Source organism: Micromonospora sp. WMMD723 (assembly GCF_049863385.1).
GTDB classification, from domain to species: Bacteria; Actinomycetota; Actinomycetes; order Mycobacteriales; family Micromonosporaceae; genus Micromonospora; species Micromonospora wenchangensis.
Genome location: NZ_JBMKNR010000001.1, coordinates 1185398 through 1210433, shown reverse-complemented (window position 1 = coordinate 1210433; position 25036 = coordinate 1185398). Strand labels below are relative to the sequence as shown.

Annotated in this window: 22 protein-coding genes and 1 pseudogene; 17 read left to right on the top strand and 6 right to left on the bottom strand. The window is 73.9% G+C overall.

Features of this window, described 5'->3' with window-relative positions; all coding sequences use genetic code 11:
* Window positions 1-70: 70 nt before the first annotated feature.
* Window positions 71-1252 (top strand): adenylyltransferase/sulfurtransferase MoeZ, encoded by a 1182-nt coding sequence (gene moeZ / locus ACN261_RS05520; RefSeq protein WP_204924813.1) that lies wholly within the window; start codon window positions 71-73, stop codon window positions 1250-1252.
* 90 nt (window positions 1253-1342) lie between these two features.
* A pseudogene (locus tag ACN261_RS05515) lies at window positions 1343-2164 on the top strand (hypothetical protein); the annotation flags it as partial.
* A 166-nt stretch (window positions 2165-2330) separates the two neighbouring features.
* On the opposite strand, the gene ACN261_RS05510 reads toward ACN261_RS05515, so the two are convergent.
* Together ACN261_RS05510 and proB are read right to left on the bottom strand one after the other, a co-directional pair.
* Window positions 2331-3572 (bottom strand): glutamate-5-semialdehyde dehydrogenase, encoded by a 1242-nt coding sequence (locus ACN261_RS05510; RefSeq protein ID WP_421484252.1) that lies wholly within the window; start codon window positions 3570-3572, stop codon window positions 2331-2333.
* Between the two features lie 49 nt (window positions 3573-3621).
* A complete protein-coding gene (proB, locus tag ACN261_RS05505) occupies window positions 3622-4779 on the bottom strand; it encodes a glutamate 5-kinase (RefSeq protein WP_421484250.1) in 1158 nt (385 codons plus the stop codon).
* Between the two features lie 13 nt (window positions 4780-4792).
* Between proB and ACN261_RS05500 the strand changes: the two genes are divergently transcribed.
* The 6 genes from ACN261_RS05500 to ACN261_RS05475 all read left to right on the top strand — a co-directional run bounded on the left by ACN261_RS05500 (window position 4793) and on the right by ACN261_RS05475 (window position 11318).
* A complete protein-coding gene (locus tag ACN261_RS05500; protein WP_421405865.1) occupies window positions 4793-5107 on the top strand; it encodes an MGMT family protein in 315 nt (104 codons plus the stop codon).
* Between the two features lie 31 nt (window positions 5108-5138).
* Window positions 5139-6641: an MFS transporter gene (locus ACN261_RS05495; protein ID WP_425848731.1), complete on the top strand. Its 1503-nt coding sequence runs from the start codon at window positions 5139-5141 to the stop codon at window positions 6639-6641.
* Window positions 6638-8086: a pyridoxal phosphate-dependent decarboxylase family protein gene (locus tag ACN261_RS05490; protein WP_421484246.1), complete on the top strand. Its 1449-nt coding sequence runs from the start codon at window positions 6638-6640 to the stop codon at window positions 8084-8086. The genes ACN261_RS05495 and ACN261_RS05490 overlap by 4 nt, the downstream gene beginning before the upstream one ends.
* A 239-nt stretch (window positions 8087-8325) precedes the next feature.
* Window positions 8326-8907, top strand: a complete 582-nt coding sequence (locus ACN261_RS05485; protein ID WP_421484245.1) for an NADH-quinone oxidoreductase subunit B — start codon at window positions 8326-8328, stop codon at window positions 8905-8907.
* 562 nt (window positions 8908-9469) lie between these two features.
* Window positions 9470-9820 (top strand): hypothetical protein, encoded by a 351-nt coding sequence (locus ACN261_RS05480; protein ID WP_425848728.1) that lies wholly within the window; start codon window positions 9470-9472, stop codon window positions 9818-9820.
* Window positions 9821-10001: 181 nt separating this feature from the next.
* On the top strand, window positions 10002-11318 hold the full coding sequence (locus ACN261_RS05475; protein ID WP_421484241.1) for a DUF2252 domain-containing protein: 1317 nt from the start codon (window positions 10002-10004) through the stop codon (window positions 11316-11318).
* Window positions 11319-11334: 16 nt separating this feature from the next.
* On the opposite strand, the gene ACN261_RS05470 is transcribed toward ACN261_RS05475, so the two are convergent.
* Window positions 11335-12381 (bottom strand): glucose 1-dehydrogenase, encoded by a 1047-nt coding sequence (locus ACN261_RS05470; protein ID WP_425848726.1) that lies wholly within the window; start codon window positions 12379-12381, stop codon window positions 11335-11337.
* Between the two features lie 277 nt (window positions 12382-12658).
* Between ACN261_RS05470 and ACN261_RS05465 the strand changes: the two genes are divergently transcribed.
* On the top strand, window positions 12659-13420 hold the full coding sequence (locus ACN261_RS05465; protein WP_425848725.1) for an NADH-quinone oxidoreductase subunit C: 762 nt from the start codon (window positions 12659-12661) through the stop codon (window positions 13418-13420).
* Window positions 13420-14385, top strand: a complete 966-nt coding sequence (locus ACN261_RS05460) for a complex I subunit 1/NuoH family protein (RefSeq protein ID WP_420118328.1) — start codon at window positions 13420-13422, stop codon at window positions 14383-14385. Before ACN261_RS05465 ends, ACN261_RS05460 begins: the two co-directional genes overlap by 1 nt.
* A gap of 51 nt (window positions 14386-14436) precedes the next feature.
* Here the strand turns inward: ACN261_RS05460 and ACN261_RS05455 are convergent, their stop codons facing one another.
* A complete protein-coding gene (locus tag ACN261_RS05455) occupies window positions 14437-15753 on the bottom strand; it encodes a S8 family peptidase (protein WP_425848724.1) in 1317 nt (438 codons plus the stop codon).
* Between the two features lie 293 nt (window positions 15754-16046).
* Window positions 16047-17093, bottom strand: coding sequence for a glutathione S-transferase family protein (locus ACN261_RS05450; RefSeq protein WP_421484235.1), 1047 nt, complete (start codon window positions 17091-17093; stop codon window positions 16047-16049).
* A gap of 126 nt (window positions 17094-17219) precedes the next feature.
* Here ACN261_RS05450 and ACN261_RS05445 point away from each other — a divergent pair, with 126 nt between their 5' ends.
* Complete coding sequence (locus ACN261_RS05445; RefSeq protein ID WP_421484233.1) at window positions 17220-17642, top strand: ester cyclase; 423 nt, start codon at window positions 17220-17222, stop codon at window positions 17640-17642.
* On the opposite strand, the gene ACN261_RS05440 is transcribed toward ACN261_RS05445, so the two are convergent.
* Window positions 17623-18198: a Uma2 family endonuclease gene (locus ACN261_RS05440; RefSeq protein WP_421484231.1), complete on the bottom strand. Its 576-nt coding sequence runs from the start codon at window positions 18196-18198 to the stop codon at window positions 17623-17625. The genes ACN261_RS05445 and ACN261_RS05440 overlap by 20 nt on opposite strands.
* A 130-nt stretch (window positions 18199-18328) precedes the next feature.
* On the opposite strand from ACN261_RS05440, the gene ACN261_RS05435 reads away from it, so the two are divergent.
* From ACN261_RS05435 to ACN261_RS05410, 6 genes are read left to right on the top strand one after another with little or no spacing between them, the layout of a single operon-like run.
* Window positions 18329-18973 carry a NuoI/complex I 23 kDa subunit family protein gene (locus ACN261_RS05435; RefSeq protein ID WP_421484230.1) on the top strand — a complete coding sequence of 215 codons (645 nt, stop codon included), beginning with the start codon at window positions 18329-18331 and terminating at the stop codon, window positions 18971-18973.
* On the top strand, window positions 18970-19527 hold the full coding sequence (locus ACN261_RS05430) for an NADH-quinone oxidoreductase subunit J (protein ID WP_421484229.1): 558 nt from the start codon (window positions 18970-18972) through the stop codon (window positions 19525-19527). The genes ACN261_RS05435 and ACN261_RS05430 overlap by 4 nt, the downstream gene beginning before the upstream one ends.
* On the top strand, window positions 19524-19904 hold the full coding sequence (nuoK, locus tag ACN261_RS05425; RefSeq protein ID WP_421484228.1) for an NADH-quinone oxidoreductase subunit NuoK: 381 nt from the start codon (window positions 19524-19526) through the stop codon (window positions 19902-19904). The genes ACN261_RS05430 and nuoK overlap by 4 nt, the downstream gene beginning before the upstream one ends.
* The gene (locus ACN261_RS05420; RefSeq protein ID WP_425848719.1) at window positions 19901-21814 is read left to right on the top strand and encodes an NADH-quinone oxidoreductase subunit L; all 1914 of its coding nucleotides are present in this window, start codon (window positions 19901-19903) and stop codon (window positions 21812-21814) included. Before nuoK ends, ACN261_RS05420 begins: the two co-directional genes overlap by 4 nt.
* 55 nt (window positions 21815-21869) lie before the next feature.
* On the top strand, window positions 21870-23399 hold the full coding sequence (locus ACN261_RS05415) for a complex I subunit 4 family protein (RefSeq protein WP_425848716.1): 1530 nt from the start codon (window positions 21870-21872) through the stop codon (window positions 23397-23399).
* Window positions 23400-23454: 55 nt separating this feature from the next.
* Window positions 23455-24996, top strand: coding sequence for an NADH-quinone oxidoreductase subunit N (locus tag ACN261_RS05410; RefSeq protein WP_425848714.1), 1542 nt, complete (start codon window positions 23455-23457; stop codon window positions 24994-24996).
* The last annotated feature ends 40 nt before the right edge of the window (window positions 24997-25036 follow it).

Here is a 25036-nt window from a genome sequence, read left to right as displayed (position 1 = left end):
ATGGCCGAAGGGTGGTCGTCCGAGCAACAATGGCTCGGTTCGCCATCTGCCGATCACCGGGGAGTCCACCGTGTCGTTGCCCCCGCTCGTCGAACCCGCCGCCGAGCTGACCGTTGACGAGATCCGTCGCTACTCCCGTCACCTGATCATCCCCGATGTGGGGGTCGAGGGGCAGAAGCGGTTGAAGAACGCCCGGGTGCTCTGTGTGGGTGCCGGTGGGCTCGGTTCGCCGGCCCTGATGTACCTGGCCGCCGCCGGGGTCGGGACGCTCGGCATCATCGACTTCGACACCGTCGACGAGTCCAACCTGCAGCGCCAGATCATCCACGGCGTCTCCGACATCGGCCGGTCCAAGGCCGAGTCCGCCGCCGCGTCGATCCGTGAGATCAACCCGCTGGTCCAGGTGGAGATCCACAACACCGCCCTGGACCGGGAGAACGTCCGGGAGATCTTCGCCCAGTACGACCTGATCGTCGACGGCACCGACAACTTCGCCACCCGCTACATGGTCAACGACGCGGCGGTGCTGCTCGGCAAGCCGTACGTCTGGGGGTCGATCTACCGGTTCGACGGCCAGGCGTCGGTGTTCTGGGCCGAGCACGGCCCCTGCTACCGCTGCCTCTACCCGGAGCCCCCGCCGCCCGGCATGGTGCCGTCCTGCGCCGAGGGTGGCGTGCTCGGCGTGCTCTGCGCGTCGATCGGGTCGATCCAGGTCAACGAGGCGATCAAGCTGCTCGCCGGGATCGGTGAGCCGCTGGTCGGCCGGCTGATGGTCTACGACGCCCTGGAGATGAGCTACCGCAAGATCAAGGTCCGGAAGGACCCGAACTGCGTGCTCTGCGGGGAGAACCCCACGGTCACCGACCTGCTGGAGGACTACGAGGACTTCTGCGGCGCGGTCTCCGAGGCGGCCCAGGAGGCGATCGTCGACGCGACCATCACCGCCACCGAGCTCAAGGAGTGGCAGGACGCCGGCAAGGACATCTTCCTGGTCGACGTCCGGGAGCCCGCCGAGTACGAGATCGTCCGGATTCCCGGCTCCACCCTGATCCCCAAGGGTGAGATCATCTCGGGCGAGGCGCTGGCCAAGCTCCCCCAGGACAAGCAGGTCGTGCTGCACTGCAAGTCCGGGGTCCGCTCCGCCGAGGCGCTCGCCGCGCTCAAGGCGGCCGGGTTCCGCGACGCGGTGCACGTCCAGGGCGGGGTGCTCTCCTGGATCAAGCAGATCGATCCCTCGCTGCCGGCGTACTGACCTGGGCCCGGAGCCGGGGGCGGTGCCGAACCGTCCCCGGCCCCGACCGATTCCCCGAGGCGGGATCGCGTTCGCGCCGGTAGCGTCAGCATTGTGGTGGACTTGGATGCCGCGGTCGGCTTCGTCGTGGCGCACGGCGACGCGGTGGATCGCGCCCGGCTGTCCCGGTTACGCACCGGTGCGCCCGTACCCTCCGACCTGCTCGACGCGGCCGAGGTCGGGCAGACCCCCGACGGCGGCTGGCCGGCCCTGCTCGGCGGTGACGTGCCGTCCATCGACGCCACCTGTTTCCGCCTCGCCGAGTTGGACGACCTCGGCGCGCTCGGCCGGCCGGCGGCCCGGCACGCCCTGGACTGGCTGGCCGCCCGGCAACTGCCCGACGGCGGCTGGGACGAGGACCCGAGGCTGGCCGGCAGCGCCCCCGAATGGGCCACCCCGGGTGACCCGGAGGCCCGGCTCTACCTCTCGGCCAACGCCGCGTTCTGGCTCAGCGTGGCCGGTCGGGACGCCCGCGCCGCCGGCCCGCTCGACCACCGCGTCGGCGGCGCGTACGCCGGGGTGGTGCAGGCGGCGGCGCAGGCCCTGGCCGGTCAGCTCGCTCCGGACGGCAGTTGGCCGTCGTTCCTGGCCGCCGGCTGGTTGAGCGCGGCCGTGCTGCACCGCCAGCAGCTCTACTACGAGTCGGCCCGGATCCAGGCGGTGCTGGCCGAACGCATTCCGAAGCTCTCCCCGGCCGACGTGGCCGCCCTGGCCGCCACGCTGCGCCGGGTCGAGGTGGGCGAGGAGCAGTGGGTGCTGGTGTCGGCCCGCCGACGGCTCGCCGAGACCCAACGCAGCGACGGCGGTTGGGACAGCGACGACGGCCACCAGTTCGACGTGCACACCACGCTCACCGCGATCCGCGCCTGCCGTCCGATCGGCCCGGTCCCCCCGCCCGGCTCCCCGGGCGCCCCGACGGGCTCGCCGGTGACGCCACCCGGCTCACCTGTCGTGCGCCGGGCCCGGCCGGTCCCGCCGACCGACGACGAGCCCGGCACCTGGTGACCCCGGCCCCGGGCGTGGCCCGGGGCGGGGTGGCTCAGCGCAGGTGGCCGTCGCCGGTCACCACGTACTTGGTGGAGGTCAGCTCGGGTAGCCCCATCGGGCCCCGGGCGTGCAGCTTCTGGGTGGAGATGCCGATCTCCGCACCGAAGCCGAACTCGCCGCCGTCGGTGAACCGGGTGGAGGCGTTGATCATCACCGCCGCCGCATCCACCCGGGCCACGAACTCCCGGGCGGCGGCCTGCGAGTCGGTGACGATCGCCTCGGTGTGCCCGGTGCCGTAGCGGCGGATGTGCGCGACCGCCGCGTCGAGCGAGTCGACCACGGCGACGGAGATGTCGGCCGACAGATACTCGGTGGCGAAGTCCTCGTCGGTGGCGGCCACCACGGCGGGGGAGTACGCGGCGACCTCGGGCGAGCCGTGCACGGTCACCCCGGCCTCGGCGAACGCGGCCAGCACCGCCGGCAGGAACGCGTCGGCGACGTCGGCGTGCACCAGCAACGACTCGGCGGTGTTGCAGGTGGAGAGGCGCTGGGTCTTGGCGTTCAGGGCGATCGCCACCGCCTTGGCCGGGTCGGCGGCGGCGTCCACGTAGACGTGGCAGTTGCCCACCCCGGTCTCGATCACCGGCACCGTCGACTCCTCGACCACGGTGCGGATCAGCGACGCGCCGCCGCGCGGGATCAGCACGTCGACCAGGCCCCGGGCCCGCATCAGCTCCTTGACCGAATCGCGGGAGGCGGCGTCGAGCAACTGCACCGCGTCGGCCGGCAGGCCCGCCCCGGCCACCGCGTCGCGCAGCACCGCCACCAGCGCCGCGTTGGAGTGCGCGGCCGAGGACGACCCGCGCAGCAGCGCCGCGTTGCCGGATTTCAGGCAGATGCCGGCCGCGTCCACCGTCACGTTCGGCCGGGCCTCGTAGATGATCCCGACCACCCCGAACGGCACCCGCACCTGCCGCAGCTCAAGCCCGTTGGGCAGGGTCGAACCCCGGACCACCTCGCCCACCGGGTCGGGCAGCGCGGCCATCTGGCGCAGCGCGTCGGCGATGCCGGCCACCCGTGGCGCGTCGAGGGCTAGCCGGTCCAGCACGGCCGCGCTCAGCCCGGCCTCCCGCCCGGCCGCCAGGTCCGCCGCGTTCGCGGTGAGGATCTCCGGCGTACGCGTCACCAGCGCGTCGGCCATCGCGTGCAGCGCGGCATCCTTGACCGTACGGGTGGCCACGGCGAGGGCCTCCGCCGCGTCCCGGGCCCGCCGGGCCTGCTCGACGACGCTCATTGCGTACTCCTTCGGATCTTCCGGAAGCGCCCGCGTGGGACGCCTGAGGTCACAGCAGCACCAGGTCGTCGCGGTGGACGACCTCACGCTCGTACGCCGGGCCGAGCGCCGCGGCGAGTTCGGAGGTGGAGCGGCCGAGCAGGCCGGGCAGCTCCACCGCGTCGTAGTTGACCAGGCCCCGGGCCACCGACGCCCCGTCGACGTCGACCAGGTCCACCGGGTCCCCGGCGGTGAAGGTGCCGTCCACGGCGGTGATCCCGGCCGGCAGCAGCGACTTGCGCCGGCCCACCACGGCCTGCACCGCGCCCGGGTCCAGGTGCAGCCGGCCCCGGGGGGCGGTGGCGTGCGCCAGCCAGAACAGCCGGGCCGCCGGGCGTCGCCGGGCCGGGTGGAAGAAGGTGCCCACCGGTTCCCCGGCCAGCGCGTCGCCGGCCAGCGGGGCGGCGGTCAGCACCACCGGGATACCGAAGCCGGTGGCGATCCGGGCCGCCTCGACCTTGGTGACCATGCCGCCGGTGCCGACGCCGGCCCGGCCGGCCCCGCCGATGTCGACGCCGGCCAGGTCGGCCTCGCCGCGTACCTCGGTGATCCGGGTGCTGCCGGGCCGGGCCGGGTTGCCGGTCCAGAGCGCGTCGACGTCGGAGAGCAGCACCAGCAGGTCGGCGTCGACCAGGGCGGCGACCAGGGCGGCCAGCCGGTCGTTGTCGCCGAACCGGATCTCCTCGGTGGCGACGGTGTCGTTCTCGTTGACGATCGGCACCGCCCGCAGGTCGAGCAGCTTGCGCAGGGTCCGGTACGCGTTGCGGTAGTGCGCCCGTCGGGTCACGTCGTCGACGGTGAGCAGGACCTGCCCGACGGTGAGCCGGTGCCTGGCGAAGCCGGCCGCGTACCTGCCGATCAGCAGGCCCTGGCCGACGCTGGCGGCGGCCTGCTGGGTGGCCAGGTCGCGCGGGCGGCGGGAGAGCCCGAGCGGGGCGAGCCCGGCGGCGATCGCACCGGAGGAGACCAGCACCACCTCGCGGCCGGCGGCGGCGAGTGCGCCGAGCGCGTCGACCAGGGTGTCGACCCGGGCGTCGTCCAGGCCGCCGGTCGCGGTGGTCAGCGAGGACGAACCGATCTTGACGACGATCCGTCGGGCCTGGGTGACTGCTTCGCGCACCCGCCCATTCTGCGCGGTCGGTGCCGGCGGACCCCGTCGCGTTCCCATATCCTGGCCGGTCGTGACGCCTGAGGAGTACGTGGAGGCGGTGCTCGCGCTGGTCGAGCGGATTCCGCCGGGCCGGGTGATGTCCTACGGGGCGATCGCCGACGCGTTGGCCGAGCGCTCCGGGCGGGCCTCGGCCCGACTGGTCGGCGCGATCATGGCCCGGCACGGTGGCGGTGTGCCCTGGTACCGGGTGGTGAACGCGGCGGGTCGGCTGCCACCCGGGCACGAGGTGCGGGCGCGGGCCCTGCTGCGGGCCGAGGGCTGCCCGCTGCGCGGGGCCGGGGTGGATCTGGATGCCGCCAAATGGTGGCCGGATGAGGGGCGGTGACCCGGCGGTAACGTGAGTAACATTCGGCCGCATGGACGCGCCACCGGCCGGGCCCGGCTCCCCACCCGCCGGCCTGCCTGCGTCGGCTGCCGGGCGGCCCGCGCCGGCTGGTGCCGGCGGGGGCGGACTGCCGCGTCGGGTGCACGCCGGTTACGCGCTCGGTTCGCTGGCCACCGGGGCGTTCGGGACCGTGCCCGGGTTGCTGCTGCTGCCCTACCTGACCGACACCCTCGGGGTGGCCGCCGGGCTGGCCGCCCTGCTGGTGCTGCTACCCAAGGCGTGGGACGTGCTGGTCAACCCGGTCGCCGGGCGGATCTCCGACCGCACCCGCTCCCGCTGGGGGCCGCGTCGGCCGTGGCTGCTCGGCGCCGGGCTCGCCCTGGCGGTGCTCTTCGCCGCCATCTTCGCCGCGCCCTTCGGCGTCGGGCCGGCCGCCGGGGCGTACGTGGCCGTCGCGTTCCTCGCCACCGCCACCGCGTTCGCCTTCTTCCAGGTCCCGTACGTGGCGATGCCCGCCGAGCTGACCGACGACGCGGCGGAGCGTACCCGGCTGATGGGCTGGCGGGTCGCGGTGCTGGCGCTGGCCATCCTGATCTCCGGCGCGGTGGCCCCGGTGGTGGTGACCGCCGGCGGCGAGGGGGTGGCCGGGCACCGCTGGATGGGGGTGTTCGTCGCCGTGCTGATCGCGCTCGGCGCGCTCGGCGCGTTCCTCGGCACCCGGTCGGCGGCGACCGGCACGGTGACCGCCACCGAGCCGACGCTGCGCGCCCAGCTCGCGGTGGTCGCCGCCGACCGGCCGTTCCGGGCGATGCTGCTCTGCTTCGTCGTCCAGTCCGCCGGGGTGGCGACCATCCTGGCCGGAGTCAGCTACTTCGCCGCCCAGATCCTGCGTGACCCGACCACCGGGCCGACCGTGCTGTTCGCCTGCTTCGTCGGGCCGGCGCTGCTGGTGATGCCGCTGTGGACCCGGCTGGGCGCGCGCCTGGGCAAGAAGACCGCGCTGGTCGCCGCCTCGCTGCTGCTGGCCGCCGGTGCGGCGGCGCTGGTGGCCGCGCCGGTGCTGCCCGCCGTCGCCGTCTACGCGGTGGTCGCGCTGCTCGGCGTCGGGTACGCCGGTCAGCAGGTCTTCGCGCTGGCCCTGCTGCCCGACTGTGTGGCCGCCTCCACGGCGCGCACCGGCCGCCGCCAGGCCGGCGTCTTCACCGGCCTGTGGACCGCCGGGGAGACCTTCGGCCTGGCCCTCGGCCCCGGCATCTACGGCCTGGTCTTGGCCCTCTCCGGCTACGTCTCCTCGGCCACCGGCACCGCCGCCCCCCAGACCCCCACCGCCCGCCTGGGCGTCCTCCTCGGCTTCACCCTCGTCCCCGCTCTCCTCATCGCCCCCGCCACCCTCCTCCTCCGCCCCCACCCCTACCTCCCACCCCCCACCCCACCCCCCACCCCCACCCCCGCCCCCACCCCCCTCGTCGATCATGGAGTTGCGGCGGGGACGAAAGCCGCAGAAACCCACGGAAAGGCCACCACAAATCCATGATCGACAAGAACGGGGTGCCTGCCGAGCGGGTGCTGGATGAGATTCGGCAGCTGCGGGTGGGGGACCGTCCGGTGCACGGCGGGCGGCTGTTCGCCTACGTGTACGACCCCGGCGTCGGTGGGCTCGACGCGTTGGGGGCGGCGGCCCACGCGGAGAGCGCCCACGTCAACGGGCTCGACCCGACCGCCTTCCCGTCCCTGCTGGCGATGGAGAACTGGCTCGTCGGGGCGGCCGGCGGGCTGCTCGGCGGTGGGCCGGGCAGCGCCGCGCCGGACGTGGTCGGCAGCGTCACCAGCGGCGGGACCGAGTCGCTGATCCTGGCCGTCAAGGCCGCCCGGGACGCCCGCCCGGAGCTGACCGCACCCCGGATCGTGGTGCCGGCCAGCGGGCACGCCGCCTTCGCCAAGGCCGCCCACCTGCTGCGGGTCGGCCTCGACACGGTGGGAGTCGACCCCGTCACGCTGCGCCCGTCGGTGGCGGACATGGCCGCCGCGATCGGCCCGGAGACGGTGCTGGTCGCCTGCTCCGCCCCGTCGTACGCGCACGGGGTGGTCGACCCGGTGGCCGGGATCGCGCAGGTCGCGGCGGCGGCCGGGGTGCGCTGCCACGTGGACGCCTGCTTCGGCGGCTGGACCCTGCCCTACCTGCGTCGCCTCGGCGTGCCGGTGCCACCGTTCGACTTCACCGTCGACGGGGTCACCTCGATCTCCGTCGACCTGCACAAGTACGCGTACGCCCCGAAGGGGGTGTCGGTGCTGCTGCATCGGGATGCGACGCTGCGCTCCCCGCAGTACTTCGCGTACGCCGACTGGCCCGGTTACACCATGGTCAACCCGGTGCTCGCCTCGACCCGCTCGGGTGGCCCGATCGCCGCCGCGTACGCCACCCTGCGGCACCTCGGCGACGACGGCTACCTGCGGTTGGCCGCCACCACCCGGGACGCGGTCGACGCCCTGGCCGCCGCCGTACGCGGGGTCGACGGGTTGCGGCTGATGGCCGAACCGGAGTCCACAGTGGTCTGCTTCACCGGCACCGACCCGGCGTTCGACCTGTTCGTCCTGGTCGACGAGCTGACCGCCCGGGGCTGGCACACCCAACCCCAGCTCCGGTACGCGGACCTGCCCGCCAGCGTGCACCTCACGGTGACCGCCTCGGTGGCCCCCCGGGTGGCCGAGTTCGGCCCGGACCTGGCCGCCGCGGTGGCCGCCGCCCGCCGGGCCGGGCCGGTCGAGCTGCCGGCCGACCTGCTCGCCCTGGCCGGGTCGTTGACCCCGGAGGCGCTCACCCCCGAGCTGATCGGTGGACTCGCCGCCGGCCTCGGGCTCGGCGCCGGGCCACCGGACCGGATGGCGGTGGTGAACACCCTGCTCGACGCCGCCCCCGCCGCGCTGCGGGAACGGCTGCTGGTGGAGTTCGTCGGCCTGCTGCAACGCCCCACCTGGTGACCCCCGCGTCCCGTCCGTCGCGGCCGGTGGTCGCGGAGGCGTGACGGCGTCGCCGGGAGGTCGCGCTGGGTCGGCCCCGCCGGTCCGGGGTCGCGCCGCCGGTCCGGGGTCGTGCCGTGCCGATGCGGGACGGGCCTGGCGGGACGCGGGACGGGCCCGGCCGGTTCGGGGGCCATGCGGGGCGGTTGTGGTTGACTGTCCCTGGGCGGACAGCGGGTCGGCGGGGACGGGAGGCGGTCGTGCAGTTGCCGGGAGTGCTCGGCGAGCCGATCCGGTTCGTCCTCAACTGGGGTCGCCGCTACTCGCTCTGGGTGTTCAACTTCGGCCTGGCCTGCTGCGCGATCGAGTTCATCGCCACCAGCATGGGCCGGCACGACTTCATCCGGCTCGGCGTCATCCCGTTCGCCCACGGCCCCCGGCAGGCCGACCTGATGGTGGTCTCCGGCACGGTGACCGACAAGATGGCCCCGGCGATCAAGCGGCTGTACGACCAGATGCCCGAGCCGAAGTACGTCATCTCCTTCGGGTCCTGCGCCAACTGCGGTGGCCCGTACTGGGACTCGTACTCGGTGACCAAGGGCGTCGACCAGCTCATCCCGGTCGACGTCTACGTGCCCGGCTGCCCGCCCCGGCCGGAGGCGCTCCTGCACGGCATCCTCCGCCTCCAGGAGAAGATCGCCGCCGAACAGTCAGGCATCGGCGGCGTGGACCGCTCCGACCCCCTGGCCTCCCCGGTCGACGCCGGTGCACCACCGGCCGGCGACACGTCCTCCCGTTCGGTGGAGTCGCTGACCGCCCCACCGGTACACCGCCCCGACTGAGGCACCGCCCGGTCGAGTCCCGCCGCGACGCCCTGATCGAACGCGCGTGACGGCTGCGGGCGTCGGCAGGACACCGTGTCCGGGCCCGGTTTGCGCGTGCCCTGCTCCGGCATAATCAACCATGGTGAAGCTCGATGTTCCGGGCGGCACGCCAGCGGCCCGAGGCGAGGAGGGAACCGCGGTGGTAGTGCCAGAAGACGTGCCGAGGAACCAGAGTCCCGACGAGCGGCCGACCCTGCGGCGACGCCTGAGCCGCCACTACAATGAGAGGCTGGACGGCAGCGGCCGGGGAGCCGTGCTGAGCGCACTCATCGGCCTGGTGACAGCCCTGCTCGGGGCCGCAGTGGCGATCTACGTGGGGACCAGGGGCGACGACAGGAACGCGCCACCGGATGCCAGGCCGAGTGCCGGAGCGAGTAGCCCTGCCGACGCCCCGCCGGTGCCGACTTCACCGGCCTGGCCGAGTCCCACGGCCATCCCGAGCCCTACGGCGGTTCCGTCGACCGAGCCGGGCCCCACCACGGCCGCCCCACCCGACGGCGGGGTCCGGTGGAGCGGCGAGGTGCGGTTCGCCACCCAGGGCGTCGATCTCGACACCGTGCCTGCGACGGTGCAGAGGTACTGGTCGAGCGACGCGGACCTCAGTCGGGATTCGGCGAGCGCGGATGACGGGTTGCACGCCGAATGGGGACAGCTCGCCCTGTGGCCGGGGCCGGGCACGCCCTCGCGGCAGCAGTGCGCCGAGCGCGTCTCCACGCACGGCGCGGAGCGGGTTCACATCCCGGTCGGCAGAATCGGTTGCCTGACCACCAACAAGGACCACGTCGCCATGTTCAAGGTCACCCGCTATCCGGACGACTCCTTCCAGGTGACCGCCCACGTCACGGTCTGGACCCCGCCAGGGGACTCCTGACCCGTCCCCTCCCGATGGGTAGGTCCCTTGCCGGCGTGAAGGTGCCGGAACCTGCGCCGAGCCGACCCACCCGGCGCTGCCGGGCGTGCGGGACCGTCCGGCCGTGCTCGCCTGCCACGCTGCGAACCGGGGGTGGGCGGCCCCGGCGGAGAGGTGGCGGGTGGGGGTTAGCGTGCGGGGCATGACCGACTCCGTGGACCGACGGTCCGCTTTCATCGTCGACGTGTTGACCGAGGAGTTCGGCGCGTCGATGGCGCTCGACCCGGCGGCGTTCCGCCGGAAGTTCCGCAAGATGGCCGCCTCCCCGTTCGCCTTCTACCGGGGCAGCGCCTCGCTGTTCTACGCCGACCAGCGCGGTGAGTTCGCCGACGACGCGTTCCTCGACGAGCAGACCAGCCGGGTGTGGATCCACGGCGACCTGCACGCCGAGAACTTCGGTACCTACATGAACGCCTCCGGGCACCTGGTGTTCAACGTCAACGACTTCGACGAGGCGTACGTCGGGCCGTTCTCCTGGGACCTCAAGCGGCTCGCCGCCAGCGTGGCCCTGATCGGCTACGCCAAGGCTCTGTCCGACCGGGCGATCGGCGAGCTGGTCACCGGCTTCGCCCGGTCGTACCTGACCGAGCTGCGGGCCATCGCCGCCGGTGGGGACGACGCGATCGGCTCGATCACCCTGGACAACGCCGACGGGGTGCTGCGCCGGGTGCTCCAGGAGGCCCGGCTGAACACCCGGGTCGACCTGCTGGCCGCGCAGACCACCGTCGACAACTACGAGCGGCGGTTCTCCCTCGGCGACGGGGTGTTCGAGATCGACGCGGAGACCCGCAAGAAGGTCTGCGCGGCGTTCACCGGGTACCTGGACACCCTGCCCCCCTCGACGGCCCGGCTGCGACCGGTCGCCACCCAGATCAAGGACGTGGTGCTGCGCAAGGGGGTGGGCATCGGCTCGGCCGGGCTGCCGTCGTACAACCTGCTGCTGGAGGGGCACACCGAGGCGTTGGAGAACGACGTCGTCATCTACATGAAGCAGGCGCAGGTGCCGGCGGTGGCCCGGCACATCGACGACGAGCGGGTCCGGGGCTACTTCCGGCACCAGGGGCACCGCACGGCCGAGTCGCAGCGGGCGTTGCAGGCGCACGCCGACCCGTGGCTGGGCTTCACCGAGCTGGACGGGGCGGGTCAGCTCGTCGCCGAGGTCTCCCCGTACGCCGCCGACCTGGACTGGTCGGACGTCAACGAGCCGGAAGAGCTGGCCGGGGTGCTCGCCGACCTGGGTCGGGCGGTGGCCCGGATGCACTCGGTCGCCGACGACGAGTCCAGCCACGACCTGGTCGACTACTCCACCGAGGAGGCGATCGTCGCCGCGATCGGCGACGACACCGACGGCTTCGTCGGGCACCTGGTCGAGTTCGCCCACGCGTACGGCGTCCGGGCCCGCACCGACCACCAGCTCTTCGTGGACCTGTTCCGCAACGGCCGGCTGCCCGGCATCTGAGCCGGCCCGTCGGGCGTCACGCCCCGAACTCCAGCACCACCTTGATGTCGTCGTCGGCGTGGGCGTACGCCTGTGCGTACGCCGACACCGGCACCCGGCGGGTGATCAGCGCGTTCAGCCACGACTGGTCGGCCCGGGCGAGCGCCCGGGCGGCCAGGTCCCAGTGCCGCCGGTTGGCGTTGACCGAGCCGAACACCACGTTGTTCTCCAGCACCAACGCCCGGTTGAGCGCCCCGGCGTCGAAGTCGATGGTCCGCCCGCCGCTGGACACCCCGGTCAGGCAGACGATCCCGGCCGGGCCGACCTTGCACATGGTCTCCAGCACCACGGTCGGCGCGCCGGTGCACTCGACCACCACGTCCGGCTCGAAGTCCAGCTCGTCGACCGGCACCGTGTGGTACGTCGCCCCGAGCGCCCGGACCAGGTCCGGCTTGGGACCTGTGGTGTTGCGGTCCAGCACGTGCACCGACAGGCCACGCTGGACGGCCAGCAGGGCCGCCAGCAGCCCGATCGGCCCGGCCCCGGTGACCAGCACGGTCTGTGGCTTCCACTCCGCCCGGGTGCCGATCTGCGCGATGTGGTCCCACGCCTTCGCCACCACGCTCGCCGGTTCCAGCAGCATGCCGACCGGGGCGAGGACGGGGTCCAACCCGACGGCGAACTTCGGCTGCACCCGCCACCGTTCCCGGGCGAAGCCGGTCAGCCCCTTGATCCCGTGCTCGGTGTACCGCCCGTTGCGGCACATGTCCCACTCGTCGACGGCGCAGTTCGGGCAGGGCACCGGGTCGGGGTGGCGGACGATGCCGGCCACCAGGTCGCCGGGTTGCAGGGTGCCGGACGGGTCCTCCAGCACCCGGCCGAGGGACTCGTGGCCGAGCACCAGTTCCCGCTGGCCGGGTGGGGCCTCCCCGTAGTCCCCGGCGATGATCTCCTGATCGGTGCCGCAGATGCCGACGGCGACCGCCTCGACCAGGATGGCCCCCTCCTCGGCCGGCGGCTCCGGCCAGTCCTGCACCAGCCGCAGCGAGTCGCGGACCCCGGGAGTCACCGTCACAGCGCGCACGGCCCCATCTTTCCCCGCCCGGCCCCGCCCCGCCGGCCAAAGTGCCAGATGCCCACCCCGCCCTGCCGGACAGGGCCCGCCGGATACGCCGCCGGACCCGCCGGACGACGCGGCCGGACCCGCCGGACGACGCCGCCGGGCCCGCCGGACGACGCCGCCGGAACTGTCGTGCGACGCGGCGGGGGGGTCGTCCGTTCACCTCATCCAGGTGTCCGCCGGGCGCGTACGACCGGGCGGGCGGGCCCGGCGTCGGGGCGGCGGCCATAGGATCAACCGCATGACTCCGGAAGAGGTCGGTCGGCGGGTGGTCGCGCTGCTCACGCCGGTCGAGGCGACCGCGTCGGTGTCCGGCGGGCAGGCCCACGCCCGGGCCACCGTCGACGTACCCCCGGTGGCCTGGGCGGACACGCTCCGCGCGGTGCGCGACGACGCCGAGTTGGCCTGCGACTTCTTCGACTGGCTCTCCGCCGTCGACGAGCTGGCCGCCGGCTTCGACGTGGTGGTCCACCTGTGGTCGACCCGGCACCGGCACGGCGTGCTGCTGCGGACCCGGGTGCCGAGACAGTCGCCGACGGTGGCGTCGGTGGTCGACGTGTTCCCGGGCGCGGCCTGGCACGAGCGGGAGACCCACGAGATGTTCGGGGTCGACTTCACCGGCCACCGGGACCTGGCCCCGCTGCTGCTGCCGCCCGAGTTCGAGGGGCATCCGCTGCGCAAGGAGTTCGTGCTCGCCTCCCGGGTGGCCAAACCGTGGCCGGGGGCGAAGGAACCGGGCGAGTCCGAGGCCGGTGGCGGTCGTCGGGCGGTCCGCCCGCCCGGGGTGCCCGCCCCGGGGGAGTGGGGTGTGGTGCCGGCCCCGGCCGGCCCGGTGACGGTGGGTGAGGGCGCTCCGGCCCGCGCGCCCCGGGAGCGGCCGGCCCGGCCCGCCGGGGCCCGTCCGCCGCGTACCGCCCGCTCCGGCGCGGCCGGCGACCCCCCGGCGGCCGGCGACGGCCCGGCGCGCGGTGACCAGGGTGGCGACCAGGGGGGTACGGCCTGATGCCGACCTGGTTGGAGCTGGTGATCCGGATCGGCGGGGTGCTGCTGGCGTTCCTGACCCTGCCGCTGATCGTCGGTCAGGCCGAGCACAAGGTGATGGCGCACATGCAGGGCCGGCTCGGTCCGATGTACGCCGGTGGCTTCCACGGCTGGGCGCAGCTCGTCGCCGACGGGATCAAGTTCGTCCAGAAGGAGGACATCACCCCCCGCGAGGCGGACCGGGCGGTGTTCCGGCTGGCGCCGGTGGTGGCCCTGGTGCCCTACCTGCTGGTGCTGCTGGTGATCCCGCTCGGCCCGGACGACCTGGTCGGGCAGCCGCTGGACATCGGGCTGTTCTTCGTCCTGGCGGTGGTCGGCGTCGGCGTGGTGGCGGTGCTGATGTCGGCGTGGGCCTCGGCCAACAAGTACAGCCTGCTCGGCGGGCTGCGCGGGGCGGCCCAGCTACTCGGCTACGAGCTGCCGTTGGTGCTGGCCGCCGCCTCGGTGGCGGTGGCGGCCGGGACACTGAGTCTCGGCGGGATCGTCGAGGCGTGGCAGCCGTGGTGGCTGCTCTGGCAGGCCCCCGCCATGATCGTGTTCTTCGTGGCGGGGCTGGCCGAGATCCGACGGCCCCCGTTCGACATGCCGGTGGCCGACTCGGAACTGGTGTTCGGCTACATGACCGAGTACACCGGGTTGCGGTTCGCGTTCTTCCTGCTCGCCGAGTACGTCGGGATCGTGGTGATCGCCGCGCTGACCACCGTGCTGTTCCTCGGCGGCTGGCAGGGCCCGTTCGCCGACGCACAGCTCGGCTGGCTGTGGACCCTGCTGAAGGTCTTCGCCGTCTCGTTCGTGATCATCTGGCTGCGGGTGTCGTTCCCCCGGCTGCGGGAGGACCAGCTCCAGCGGCTGTGCTGGCTGGTCCTGGTGCCGGCCGCACTGGCCCAGCTGGTCCTCACCACCGCCGTACGCCTCACCCTGAACTGAGCGCCGGCCCGGAGGGGCCCCGGGACACTGTCCGGGGCCCCTCCGGTGTGCTCACGGCGCGGCGTAGAGCAGGCGGTTCGGGGAGCCGACCCCCGGGTTGACGACCTTGCCGGTGGTGGCGGCGGTGATCAGCGCGCTCTTGGCGGTGGCGAGGGTCGCCGACGGGTTGGTCTGCCGGTAGCGGGCCAGCCAGCCGGTGACGTGCGGGGCCGCCATCGAGGTGCCGGACCAGCCGCTGGCGACGGCGGTGTTCGAGGCGATGCCGGCGGAGGTGATGTCCACCCCCGGGGCGAAGATGTCGACGCAGGTCCCGTAGCTGGAGAACGAGGCCCGGTTGTCGTTGATGTCGGTCGCGGCGACGGTGATGCCCCGGCTGGACCGGGGGCCGTTGGTGCAGGCGTCGGTGTTGAAGTTGTTGGCGATGAACACCGGGTACACGCCGTGGTCGATCAGGTTCTCGATCGAGGTGTTCGCGGAGGTGCCGTAGCCCTGGAGGCTGAAGTTCGCCACCGAGACGGCCGCGTGGTTGGTGGCCAGCCAGTCGACGCCCTCGATCAGGTCGGTGCTCCACCCGGAGTTGTCGCACTGGAGCACCCGGACCGCCCGCAGCGTCACCGACTTGGCGACCCCGTAGGTGGTGCCGCCGATGGTGCCGGCGACGTGCGTGCCGTGGCCGTGGCAGTCGTTGGTGCCGTTGCCGTCACCGACCGCGTCGTAGACCCCGGCGGCCCGGGTGCCGAAGTCGACGTGGGTGGCCCGGATGCCGGAGTCGACGATGTACGCGGTGACCCCGGAACCGGTCGAGGTGTAGCCGAAGCTGTTGCTCAGCGGCAGGTTCCGCTGGTCGATGCGGTCCAGCCCCCACGACGGCGGGTTGCTCTGCACGGCCTGGATGGACACGCCGCCGGCCTGGCCCCGCTCGGCGCGGGCGGTCGTCGGCCCGGTCCGGTCCGGGGTGGTGCTGGTCAACCCGCCCTCGATCCGGGTGTCCCGCTCGACGTACTGCACGGCCGGGTCGTTGCGGACGGCGGCGAGGGCGGCCGGCGGCAGCACGGCGGCGTACCCGTCGAGGACCTGGGTGTAGCGGTTCAGCACGGTACCGCCGGCCCGTTCGGCGACGGCGGCCGACTGGTCGGTGCGGGCGAGGCGGGCGGTGCGCTCGCCGCTGACCGGCTTGTCGGAGAGGACGACGATGTACCGGTCCGGCGCGGCCTGCGCGCTGCCGGCCAGCAGCGGCGCGGGCGCGGCCCGTCCGGGGCCGGGGGTGGCCGGTGCCGCGACGGCGGCGTTGGTGGTGGTGGCGAGCGCGCCGGCGAGAACACCGGCGAGTACGCCCAGACGTGCGGTCCTGCTACCCAGCTTGCGCAAGGCTAGATCCTCCTCAAGAGGGGAGTCCGTAGTGGACTGGTAGCCCGTCGACGGGAATCGCGGCGACGGACATCCCCTAGTCGAACAGGTCATATTGACCATCGTGTTAACTCTTGGGCACCGAAGGTGAATGTGCGACAGCTCTCAGTGTCCGGATTCGACTGTGGTGCGGCGACCGGCAGCAACGGCGGTGGGCCGGTGACCGCCCGGCCGCAGCGGCGTGCGTGCGGGTGGGACGACAGCAGCGCGCCCCCGCCCGGTGGTCCGGGCGGGGGCGCGTGGTCGGTGGTGGTTCAGCCGATCGGGGTGTGCTCCGCCGGCACCTGCTCGGCCGGCGGCGGGGGCGGCGGGGGCGTGCCGTCGCCGAACGGTCGGCCGCCGAGCGCCTCCCGCCCGTGCGGGCTGAGCCAGTTGACCAGGTCCGGGCCGAGCGGCACCACCCCGGTCGGGTTGATGTCCCGGTGCACCTCGTAGTAGTGCCGCTTGATGTGGTCGAAGTCGATGGTGTCGCCGAACCCGGGGGTGGCGAACAGGTCCCGCGCGTACGCCCACAGCACCGGCATCTCGCTCAGCTTCTGCCGGTTGCACTTGAAGTGGCCGTGGTAGACCGGGTCGAAGCGCACCAGCGTGGTGAACAGCCGCACGTCGGCCTCCGTGACGGTGTCACCGACCAGGTAACGCTGGTTGGCGAGCCGGTCGCTGAGCCAGTCCAGCCGGTCGAACAGCCGCCGGTACGCCTTCTCGTACGCCTCCTGCGAACCGGCGAAGCCGCACCGGTACACCCCGTTGTTGACGTCGGCGAACACCACCGCGTTCACCTCGTCGATCTCGGCGCGCAGCGCCTCCGGGTAGAGCTGCGGGGCGCCCTCGCGGTGGTACGCCGTCCACTGGGTGGACAGGTCCAGGGTCATCTGCGCGTAGTCGTTGGTGACCACCTGCCCGGTCGGCACGTCCACGATCGCCGGCACGGTGATCCCCCGGTCGTAGTCGGGGTAGCGGGCGAAGAACGCCTCGGCCAGCCGTTCGATGCCGAGCACCGGGTCGCGCCCGTCCGGGTCCAGGTCGAACGTCCAGCTCCGGGCGTCGTGGGTGGGCCCGGCCACCGCCATCGGCAGTGCCTCCTCCAACCCGAGCAACCGCCGTACGATGATCATGCGGTTGGCCCACGGGCAGGCCCGGCTGACGACCAGGCGGTAGCGGCCGGGCTCGACCGGGTAGCCGTCCCGCCCGTCGACGGTGATCCGGGTGGCGATGTAGCGCTGGTCGCGGGTGAACTCACCGCCCGGCTCGACGTACTTGCCGCCGCTCTGGGTCGCCGTCGTGCCGTTGCTCTCCGCCATCGTGTCGCCTTTCGTCCGCTTCGGCTCCCATCATGGCGGGTCCGGCTGCCGGCGGCACGGTAACGCCCGGGGTCGACACCCCACCTCGACCGGCCGGCCCCGACCCGGCGGGCCTAGGCTGCCCGCATGATCGACGTGGAGGCGGCGGCCCGGCGCTTCGTGGCCGACGTGTGGAACGCCGGCCGCGAGGAGTCGGCCGACGAACTGGTCGCCGAGGAGTGCCCGGGGCTGGGCGGCGCCGGCCCGGCGGCGGTGCTGGCCTGGCACCGGGACCGCCGGGCCGCCTTTCCCGACCTGCGCTACAAGCTGGTGGACGTGGTGGCGACCGGGGACCGGGTGGCGCTGCGCTGGCGGGCCGCCGGCACCCAGGCGGGACAGTTCGGCCCGGTGCCGCCGACCGGGCAGGTGGTCAGCTACTCCGGGGCGACGTTCCTGCGCTTCGACGCCGCCGGGCGGATCGTCGACGTGTGGAGCGTCAACGAGCTGTTCCAACTGTTGCAACAGTTGGGGGTGGAGATGCTGCCGCCGCTCACCGACGCCGGGGCGTGATCCGGGCGATCGACAGGTTCACCGGGAACGGCTCACCGGTGTCGACGAACTTCGTCCACCGCCCGGTCTCCAGGTAGACCTCGTTCACCGCGTCGATCTTGTAGGTGTGCACGACCAGGCCGTCGTCCTCCACCTCGATCCGCCAGTAGAACGGGATGCCGGCCTGCGCGTAGAGGGTCGGTTTGAGCACCCGGTCGATGGAGCGGGTGCTGGGGGAGACGATCTCGACGGCCAGCACCACCTCGTGCGGCTCGTAGCGGGACGGCTCGCGGGCCGCGGCGGTGGACGTGGTCACCAGCACGTCGGGGATGAAGGAGCGGGTCCGGTTGATCCGCACCTCCACGGCCTGGGTCACGTCGTAGTCGTCGGGACACTCCTCTTCGAGCGCGACGCCAAGTCGCATCGCGATGGTCTGGTGGACACGGGTGGGGGAGGCGGGCACGATCAGCACTCCATCGAGAAGTTCGCGGCGGCGGCCGTCCTCGGGCAGCGCGTCCAGATCGTCGGTCGTCCAGCCGCCCTCCGGCGGATGGTCGTTCTGCAACGCGGCGGTCATCGGTCGGTCCTTCCCGGTGCGTCGTTCTCCCCGCCCGTCACGGTAGCGCCGGCAAACGCCGGGTGGTGGTCGCGCACGCCGTGGCCACAGGGCAGGATGACCCCATGAGCGAGCGAATCGGGGCGACACGGTGAGCGAGCACGGCGGGGGCACCGGCGGCGGGCTGGTGAAGGGGCTGGCGGTCACGTTGAAGACGATGACCCGCCGGTCGCACACCCAGCAGTACCCGGACGTCGCCCCCGAGTTACCGCCCCGCTCCCGGGGCGTGATCGCGCTGCTGACCGAGAACTGCACGGTCTGCATGCTCTGCGCCCGCGAGTGCCCCGACTGGTGCATCTACATCGACTCGCACAAGGAGGAGGTGGCGGTGGCCGGCGCGGCCCGTCCCCGCCAGCGCAACGTCCTCGACAAGTTCGACATCGACTTCTCGCTCTGCATGTACTGCGGCATCTGCATCGAGGTCTGCCCGTTCGACGCCCTCTACTGGTCGCCCGAGTTCGAGTACGCCGAGTACGACATCAAGGACCTGCTGCACGACCGGGACCACCTCGGCCAGTGGATGGCCACGGTGCCGCCGCCGCCCGCGCACGACCCGCACGGCGAGCCGGCCAAGGAGGAGACCACCGCCGCGCGCAAGGCCGCCGCCCCGACCAGCTCCGCCGCCCGCCCCACCGTGGTACGCCCCGAGCCCGGTCCCGCCACCCCGCCTGCTCCCGGCGTCGGACCGGCCGTCCCCGAGCCCGGCCCCACCGACGACGGAGGTGCTCCCCGGTGACCGGTGCGGACGTGCTGCTGCTCGCCCTGGGCGCGGTGGCGGTCGGGTCGGGGGTGCTGGTGGTCGCCACGAAACACCTGGTCCGGGCCGGTCTCTACCTGGTGCTCTGCCTGGGCGCGCTGGCCGGCGACTACCTGGTGCTCACCGCGGAACTGGTCGCCTGGGTGCAGGTGCTGATCTACGTGGGCGCGGTGGTGGTGCTGCTGCTGTTCGCGGTGATGCTGACCCGGGCCCCGATCGGGGCGTCCGACGACCTGGACCGGCCGGGCTGGCCGGCCGCGCTGATCGGGGCGGGCACCGGGCTGGGCCTGACGGCGTTGCTGGTCGACGCGTTCCGCTGGTCGACGGTGGAGCTGCCGGCGGCGGGCACCGCCGAGGGCATCGGCGAGCAGGTTTTCCGCTCCTGGGTGCTGCCGTTCGAGGTGCTGTCGGTGCTGCTGCTGGCCGCCCTGGTCGGCGCGGTCATCCTGTCCCGCCCCGACATCGGCCGCCACCCCGACGCCGCCCCCGCGTCGTCCCGCCCCGATCCCACCACCGGGGGCGGTGTCCGGTGAGGCCGGTCATCCCGTACGTCACGGCCGCGCTGCTGTTCGGCCTGGGCGTCTACGGCGTACTGCGGCGACGCAACGCGGTGCTGGTGCTGATGGCGGTGGAGCTGATGCTCAACGCGGTCAACCTGATCCTGGTCACCGCCGACACCACCGTGCGGGCGGTCCTGCCGCACTCCGGGCAGGTCTTCGCACTGTTCGTGATCGTCCTGGCCGCCGCCGAGATCGGCGTCGGGCTGGCCATCGTGCTCCAGCTCTACCGGCTGCGGGCCAGCGTCACCGTCGACGACGTGCCGCTGACCGAGCCGGCCGGCGACCGCGCCGGTTCGACCGGTGACGTCGTGGCCGGGTCGGCCGGCGCACGGGCGGAGGCCGGGCGGTGACCGGGCTGCTCGGGGCGGCGCTGCCGGTCGTACCCCTGGTTGCCGGGTTGCTCGGGTTGCTGCTGCCGCCGGCACCGCAGGGCGCGACCACCGGGGAGGGCACGGCCCGGCGGGCGGCGATCGGCCTCGGGGTGGCCGGCGCGGCCGGCGCGCTGCTGGTCGCGGTGCTGCTGCTGGTACGGGTCGGCGACCCGGTGGAGACCAGCACCACCTGGATCGACCTCGGCGGGCTGCGGGTCACCCTCGGGGTGCGGCTGGACGGCGTCGCCGCGCTGGTCGCCGTCGCCGTGACGGCGGTGGCGCTGGCGGTACAGGTCTACTCGGTGGCCTACCTGCGGCGCGGACCACACGACGACGTCGAGGTGGACCACCGCTATCCCCCCTACGCCGCGCAGATCAGCCTGTTCACCGCCGCGATGCTGCTGGTGGTGGTCAGCGGCGACCTGATCCTGCTGCTGGTCGGCTGGGAGGTGATGGGCCTCTGCTCGTACCTGCTGATCGCCCACGACCGCCGGCTGCCCGAGGCGCCGGCCGCCGCGATGAAGGCGTTCCTGGTCACCCGGGTGGGTGACGTCGGGTTCCTGCTCGGCATCGCGCTGCTCGGCGTCTCCGCCGGTAGTTTCCGGATCGCCGACGTGCTCGCCCACGACCATGCCACCGGCACGCTGGCCGCCGCCTGCCTGCTGCTGCTCGCCGGAGTGGCCGGCAAGAGCGCCCAGTTCCCGCTGCACACCTGGCTGCCGGACGCGATGGCCGGCCCGACGCCGATCTCCGCGCTGATCCACGCCGCGACCATGGTCGCCGCCGGGGTGTACGCGGTGACCCGGCTCTACCCGCTGTTCACCGGGGCCCCGGTAGCGCTGGCGGTGCTCGGCGTACTCGCCTCGATCACCCTGCTGCTCGGCGCGCTCGCCGCCACCGCCCAGGACGACCTGAAGCGGGTACTCGCCTGGTCGACGGTCTCCCAGCTCGGCTACATGACCGGTGCGCTCGCCGTCGGTGCCCCGGCCGCCGCACTGTTCCACCTGCTCACCCACGCCGCATTCAAGGCGCTGCTGTTCCTCGCCGCCGGCGCGGTGATCCACGCCGTCGGCACCACCCTGCTGTCCCGGATGGGCGGGTTGCGGCGCAGCATGCCTGTCACCTTCTGGTGCACCCTGATCGGTTTGGGCGCGCTGGCCGGCGTGCCGCCGCTGTCCGGCTTCTGGAGCAAGGACGGTGTGCTCGCCGCCGCCGAGGCCGCCGCGCTCGACGGCACCGGTCCCGCCCCGACCTGGGTCGGCTGGCTGGTCTGGCTGGCCGGGCTGCTCGGGGTGCTGCTCACCGCCGCGTACGCCACCCGGCTGCTGCTGCGCGCCTTCTTCGGCGAGCCCCGGCTACCGCTGCTGCACCCGCACGACCCGCCGGCGGCGATGCGCTGGCCGGTGCTGCTGCTGGCCGTCCCGGCCGCGCTGCTCGGGCTGGCCGCGTTCTGGCCGCCGTTCACCGACCGGCTGCGGGGCACCGCCACCGACGTCGACCTGGTCCACCTCGCCCCGGCGGTACTGCTACCGCTCGCGCTGCTGCTGGTCGGGGCGGGGCTGGCCTGGGCCGGCTGGCGGCGGGACCCGGCCGCCGATCCGGCCCACGCGCTGGGTCCGCTGCGGCCGGTGTTCGCCCGCGCCTTCCGCCTCGACGACCTGCAACACACCCTCGTGGTACGCCCCACGACCGCGCTCGCCCGGGTGACCCGTACCGGTGACGAGGTCGGGGTGGACGGCCTGGTGGAGGGGATCGGCCGGGGCACCTCCACCCTCGGTGCCGGGCTGGCCGCGCTGCACCGGGCGGCGCTGCCCCGCGCGACGGCGGCGGTGCTGGCCGGTGCCCTGCTGATCGGCCTCGCCGCCGCCCTGATCGGAGTCTCCTCATGAGCGCGAGGAGTGCAGCGCAGCGGAGCCCCGCAGTCGCGAGCGAGAGGTGGGCCCGGTGACGGTTGGGCAGGTGCTGCTGGTCGCGGTGCTGGTGTTGCCGGCGGTGGGGGCGGCGCTGGTGGCCGTGCTCCCCGGGGAGCGGACGGCCCGGCTGCTCGGTACGGCGGTCGCCGGCCTGACCCTGGTCGGGGCGGCGCTGCTGGTGCTCGGCGACCACGGCTGGTTCGGGTACCGCCCGGCACCCGCCGTGCAGCCCTGGCACGAGGTCGACCTGCCCTGGGTGCCCGGCCTCGACCTGCGTTTCCACCTCGGGGTGGACGGCATCTCCTGGCCGCTGGTGGTGCTCACCGCCCTGCTCACCCTGCTCTGCTGCGGCTACACGGTGCGCCGGGTGCCCGAGGGCCGGGGGAGCGGCCGGGCGTTGGTGGCGTTGCTGCTGGTGGTCGAGGTGGGCATCCTGGGCACCTTCCTCGCCCTCGACCTGGTGCTCTTCTTCGTCTTCTTCGAGGTCGTCCTGCTGCCGATGTACGCGATCATCGCCGGCTGGGGCGGCACCGGTGATGATCTGCCGGCGCGCGACGCGGCCCGCGCGGCGGCCCGCAAGTTCGCCCTCTACACGCTCTTCGGCTCGGTGCTGCTGCTGGTCGGCGTGTTCGTGGTGGTGGCCGCCGCCGGCACCGCCGACATCGTCGCGCTGACCGGCGGGGCGGGGCTGTCCCGGGGCACCCAGTTGACCGCGTTCGCCCTGCTCGGGTTGGCGTTCGCGGTGAAGGCCCCGCTCTGGCCGCTGCACACCTGGCTGCCCGACGCACACACCCAGGCACCCACCGTCGGCAGCGTCATCCTCGCCGGGGTCCTGCTCAAGATGGGCACGTACGGCCTGATCCGGGTCGCCGTCGGGGTGGCCCCGGAGGGTGCCCGCTGGGCCGCGCCGATCCTCGGGGTGCTGGCCGTCGCGGCGATCCTCGTCGGCTCCCTGGTCTGTCTGGCCCAGGACGACCTGAAACGGCTGATCGCCTACTCCAGCGTCGGACACATGGGGTTCGTGCTGCTCGGGGTGGCGACGCTGACCGCCACCGGCATCCAGGCGGCGCTGATCGGCAACGTGGCGCACGGGGTGATCACCGGGCTGCTGTTCTTCCTCGCCGGGGCGGTCAAGGACCGGGCCCACACGGGGGCGTTGGCCGAGCTGTCCGGGCTACGGGAGACCGCGCCCCGGCTGGCCGGTCTGCTCGGCTTCGCGGCGGTCGCCTCGCTCGGCCTGCCCGGCCTGGCCGGGTTCTGGGGTGAGGCGTTCGCGGTGGTCGCGGCCGTCGAGCGGGGCGGGCCGCTGTGGACCACGCTGGCGGTGCTGGCGGCGGCCGGCGGGGCGCTCACCGCCGCGTACTTCCTGCGGTTGCTGCGCCGGGTCACCCACGGTCGGCCCAGCCCGGCGGTGGGCCGGTTCACCCCCGCCCTGGCCGGGGTGGAGCTGACCGCCTGGGTCCCGCTGGTCCTGCTCGCCCTCGCCGTCGGCCTGGCACCCACCCTGGTCCTCGGCTACGCCACCGGCCCGGTGGACGCCCTCGTGGCGGTGCTCCAATGAGCGCGAGGAGTGCAGCGCAGCGGAGCCCCGCAGTCGCGAACGAAAGGTCCGCCCCGTGAGTCTCGTGCAGAGCGTCGACAACGTGGCGTTGCTGCCGGCGTACCTGGCGGCCGGCACCGCCGTACTCGTGCTGCTGGCGGATCTGCTGGTCGGCCGGGCCGGCGCGACGGTGGCCGTGGCCTGCGCGGGCGTCGTCGCCACCGGGGTCGGTGCGGTGGTGGTCGGCGCGGCCGGCACCCGGCGGACCTTCTGTGCGGGTGCCGACTGCTCGTGGGTGTTCGACGGCCGGGCGGCCCTGGTGGCGGGGGTTTTCGCCCTGCTCACCCTGGGCGTGCTCGGGCTCTCCGGGCCGCTGCTACGGGACGGTCCGACGCCCGTCGGCGAGTACTGCTTCCTGCTGGCCTGCTCGATGACCGGCGGCGTGGTGCTGGGCGCGGCCGGTGACCTGATCACCCTGATCGTCGCCCTGGAGACCCTGACCCTGCCGCTGTACGTGCTGGTGGGCCTGCGTCGGGGCAGCCTGGCCAGCGCCGAGGCGGCGGTCACCTTCTTCGTGGTGAGCGTGGTGGCCACGTCGGTCACCCTGCTCGGCGCGGCCCTGCTCTACGCGGCGACCGGCGGTCTGCACCTGGACCGGCTCGGCGGGCTGCTGGCCGACGCGCCCGACGTGCCGCTGGTCCCGGCGGCGGTGGCGCTGGTGGTGCTCGGGCTGGCCTTCAAGGTGGCGGCGGTGCCGTTCCACGCCTGGGCGCCGGCGACCTACGACGGGGCACCGCTGCCGATGGCGGCCTACCTGTCCACCGCGTCGAAGCTGGGCGGGGTGGTGGCCCTGCTGGCGGTGGTGCAGCGGGCGCTGCCGGCCGAGGTGACCGGCCCGGTGCTGGCCCTGCTGGCGGTGCTCACCATGACCGTGGGCAACCTGGTGGCGCTGCGCCAGCGGCGTACCGTCCGGTTGCTCGCCTGGTCGTCGGTGGCCCAGGCCGGGTACATCCTGGCGCCGCTGGGGGTGCTGGCGTCGACCGCCGGCCGGGCCGACGACGTCCGGGCCGGCGCGTACGCCGCTGCGGTGGCGTACGCGGTCTTCTTCGTGGTGGTGGAGCTGGCGGCGTTCGCGGCGCTGGTGGCGCTGCGTCCGGCCGGTGCGGACGGCGGCGCGGTGGCGGACCTGCGTGGGGTGGGCCGGCGGCGGCCGTGGGCCGGGGCGGCGTTCGCGTTGGCCCTGGTCGGGCTGGCCGGCCTGCCGCCCGGGCTGGCGGGGTTGTTCGCCAAGGTGACGGTGGTCCGGGCGGTGCTGGACGGCGGGGCCGGCTGGCTGGCCGTGGTGGTGGCGCTGAACGCGGTCATCGGGCTGGGCTACTACCTGCGCCTCGCCGCCACCCTGTACGCCGACCCCACCGCTCCTGCCCCTGCCGGGGAGCCGGTCGCGACGGGCGTCCCCGCCCGAACCGGACAACCGGCCGCGCCCGTCGGGGTCGCGCCCGGGGTGACGCCCGGCCGGGTGGCCTGGCCGGTCTCCGTGGCGCTGGCCGGGGCGACCGCGTTGGCCGTGGTGATCGGCTTCGCCCCCCAGCTGGTGCTGGACCTCGCCTCCCGCTGAGGCGGCCGTCCCAGGTGGCACGGCGGCCCGCCGACCTGGT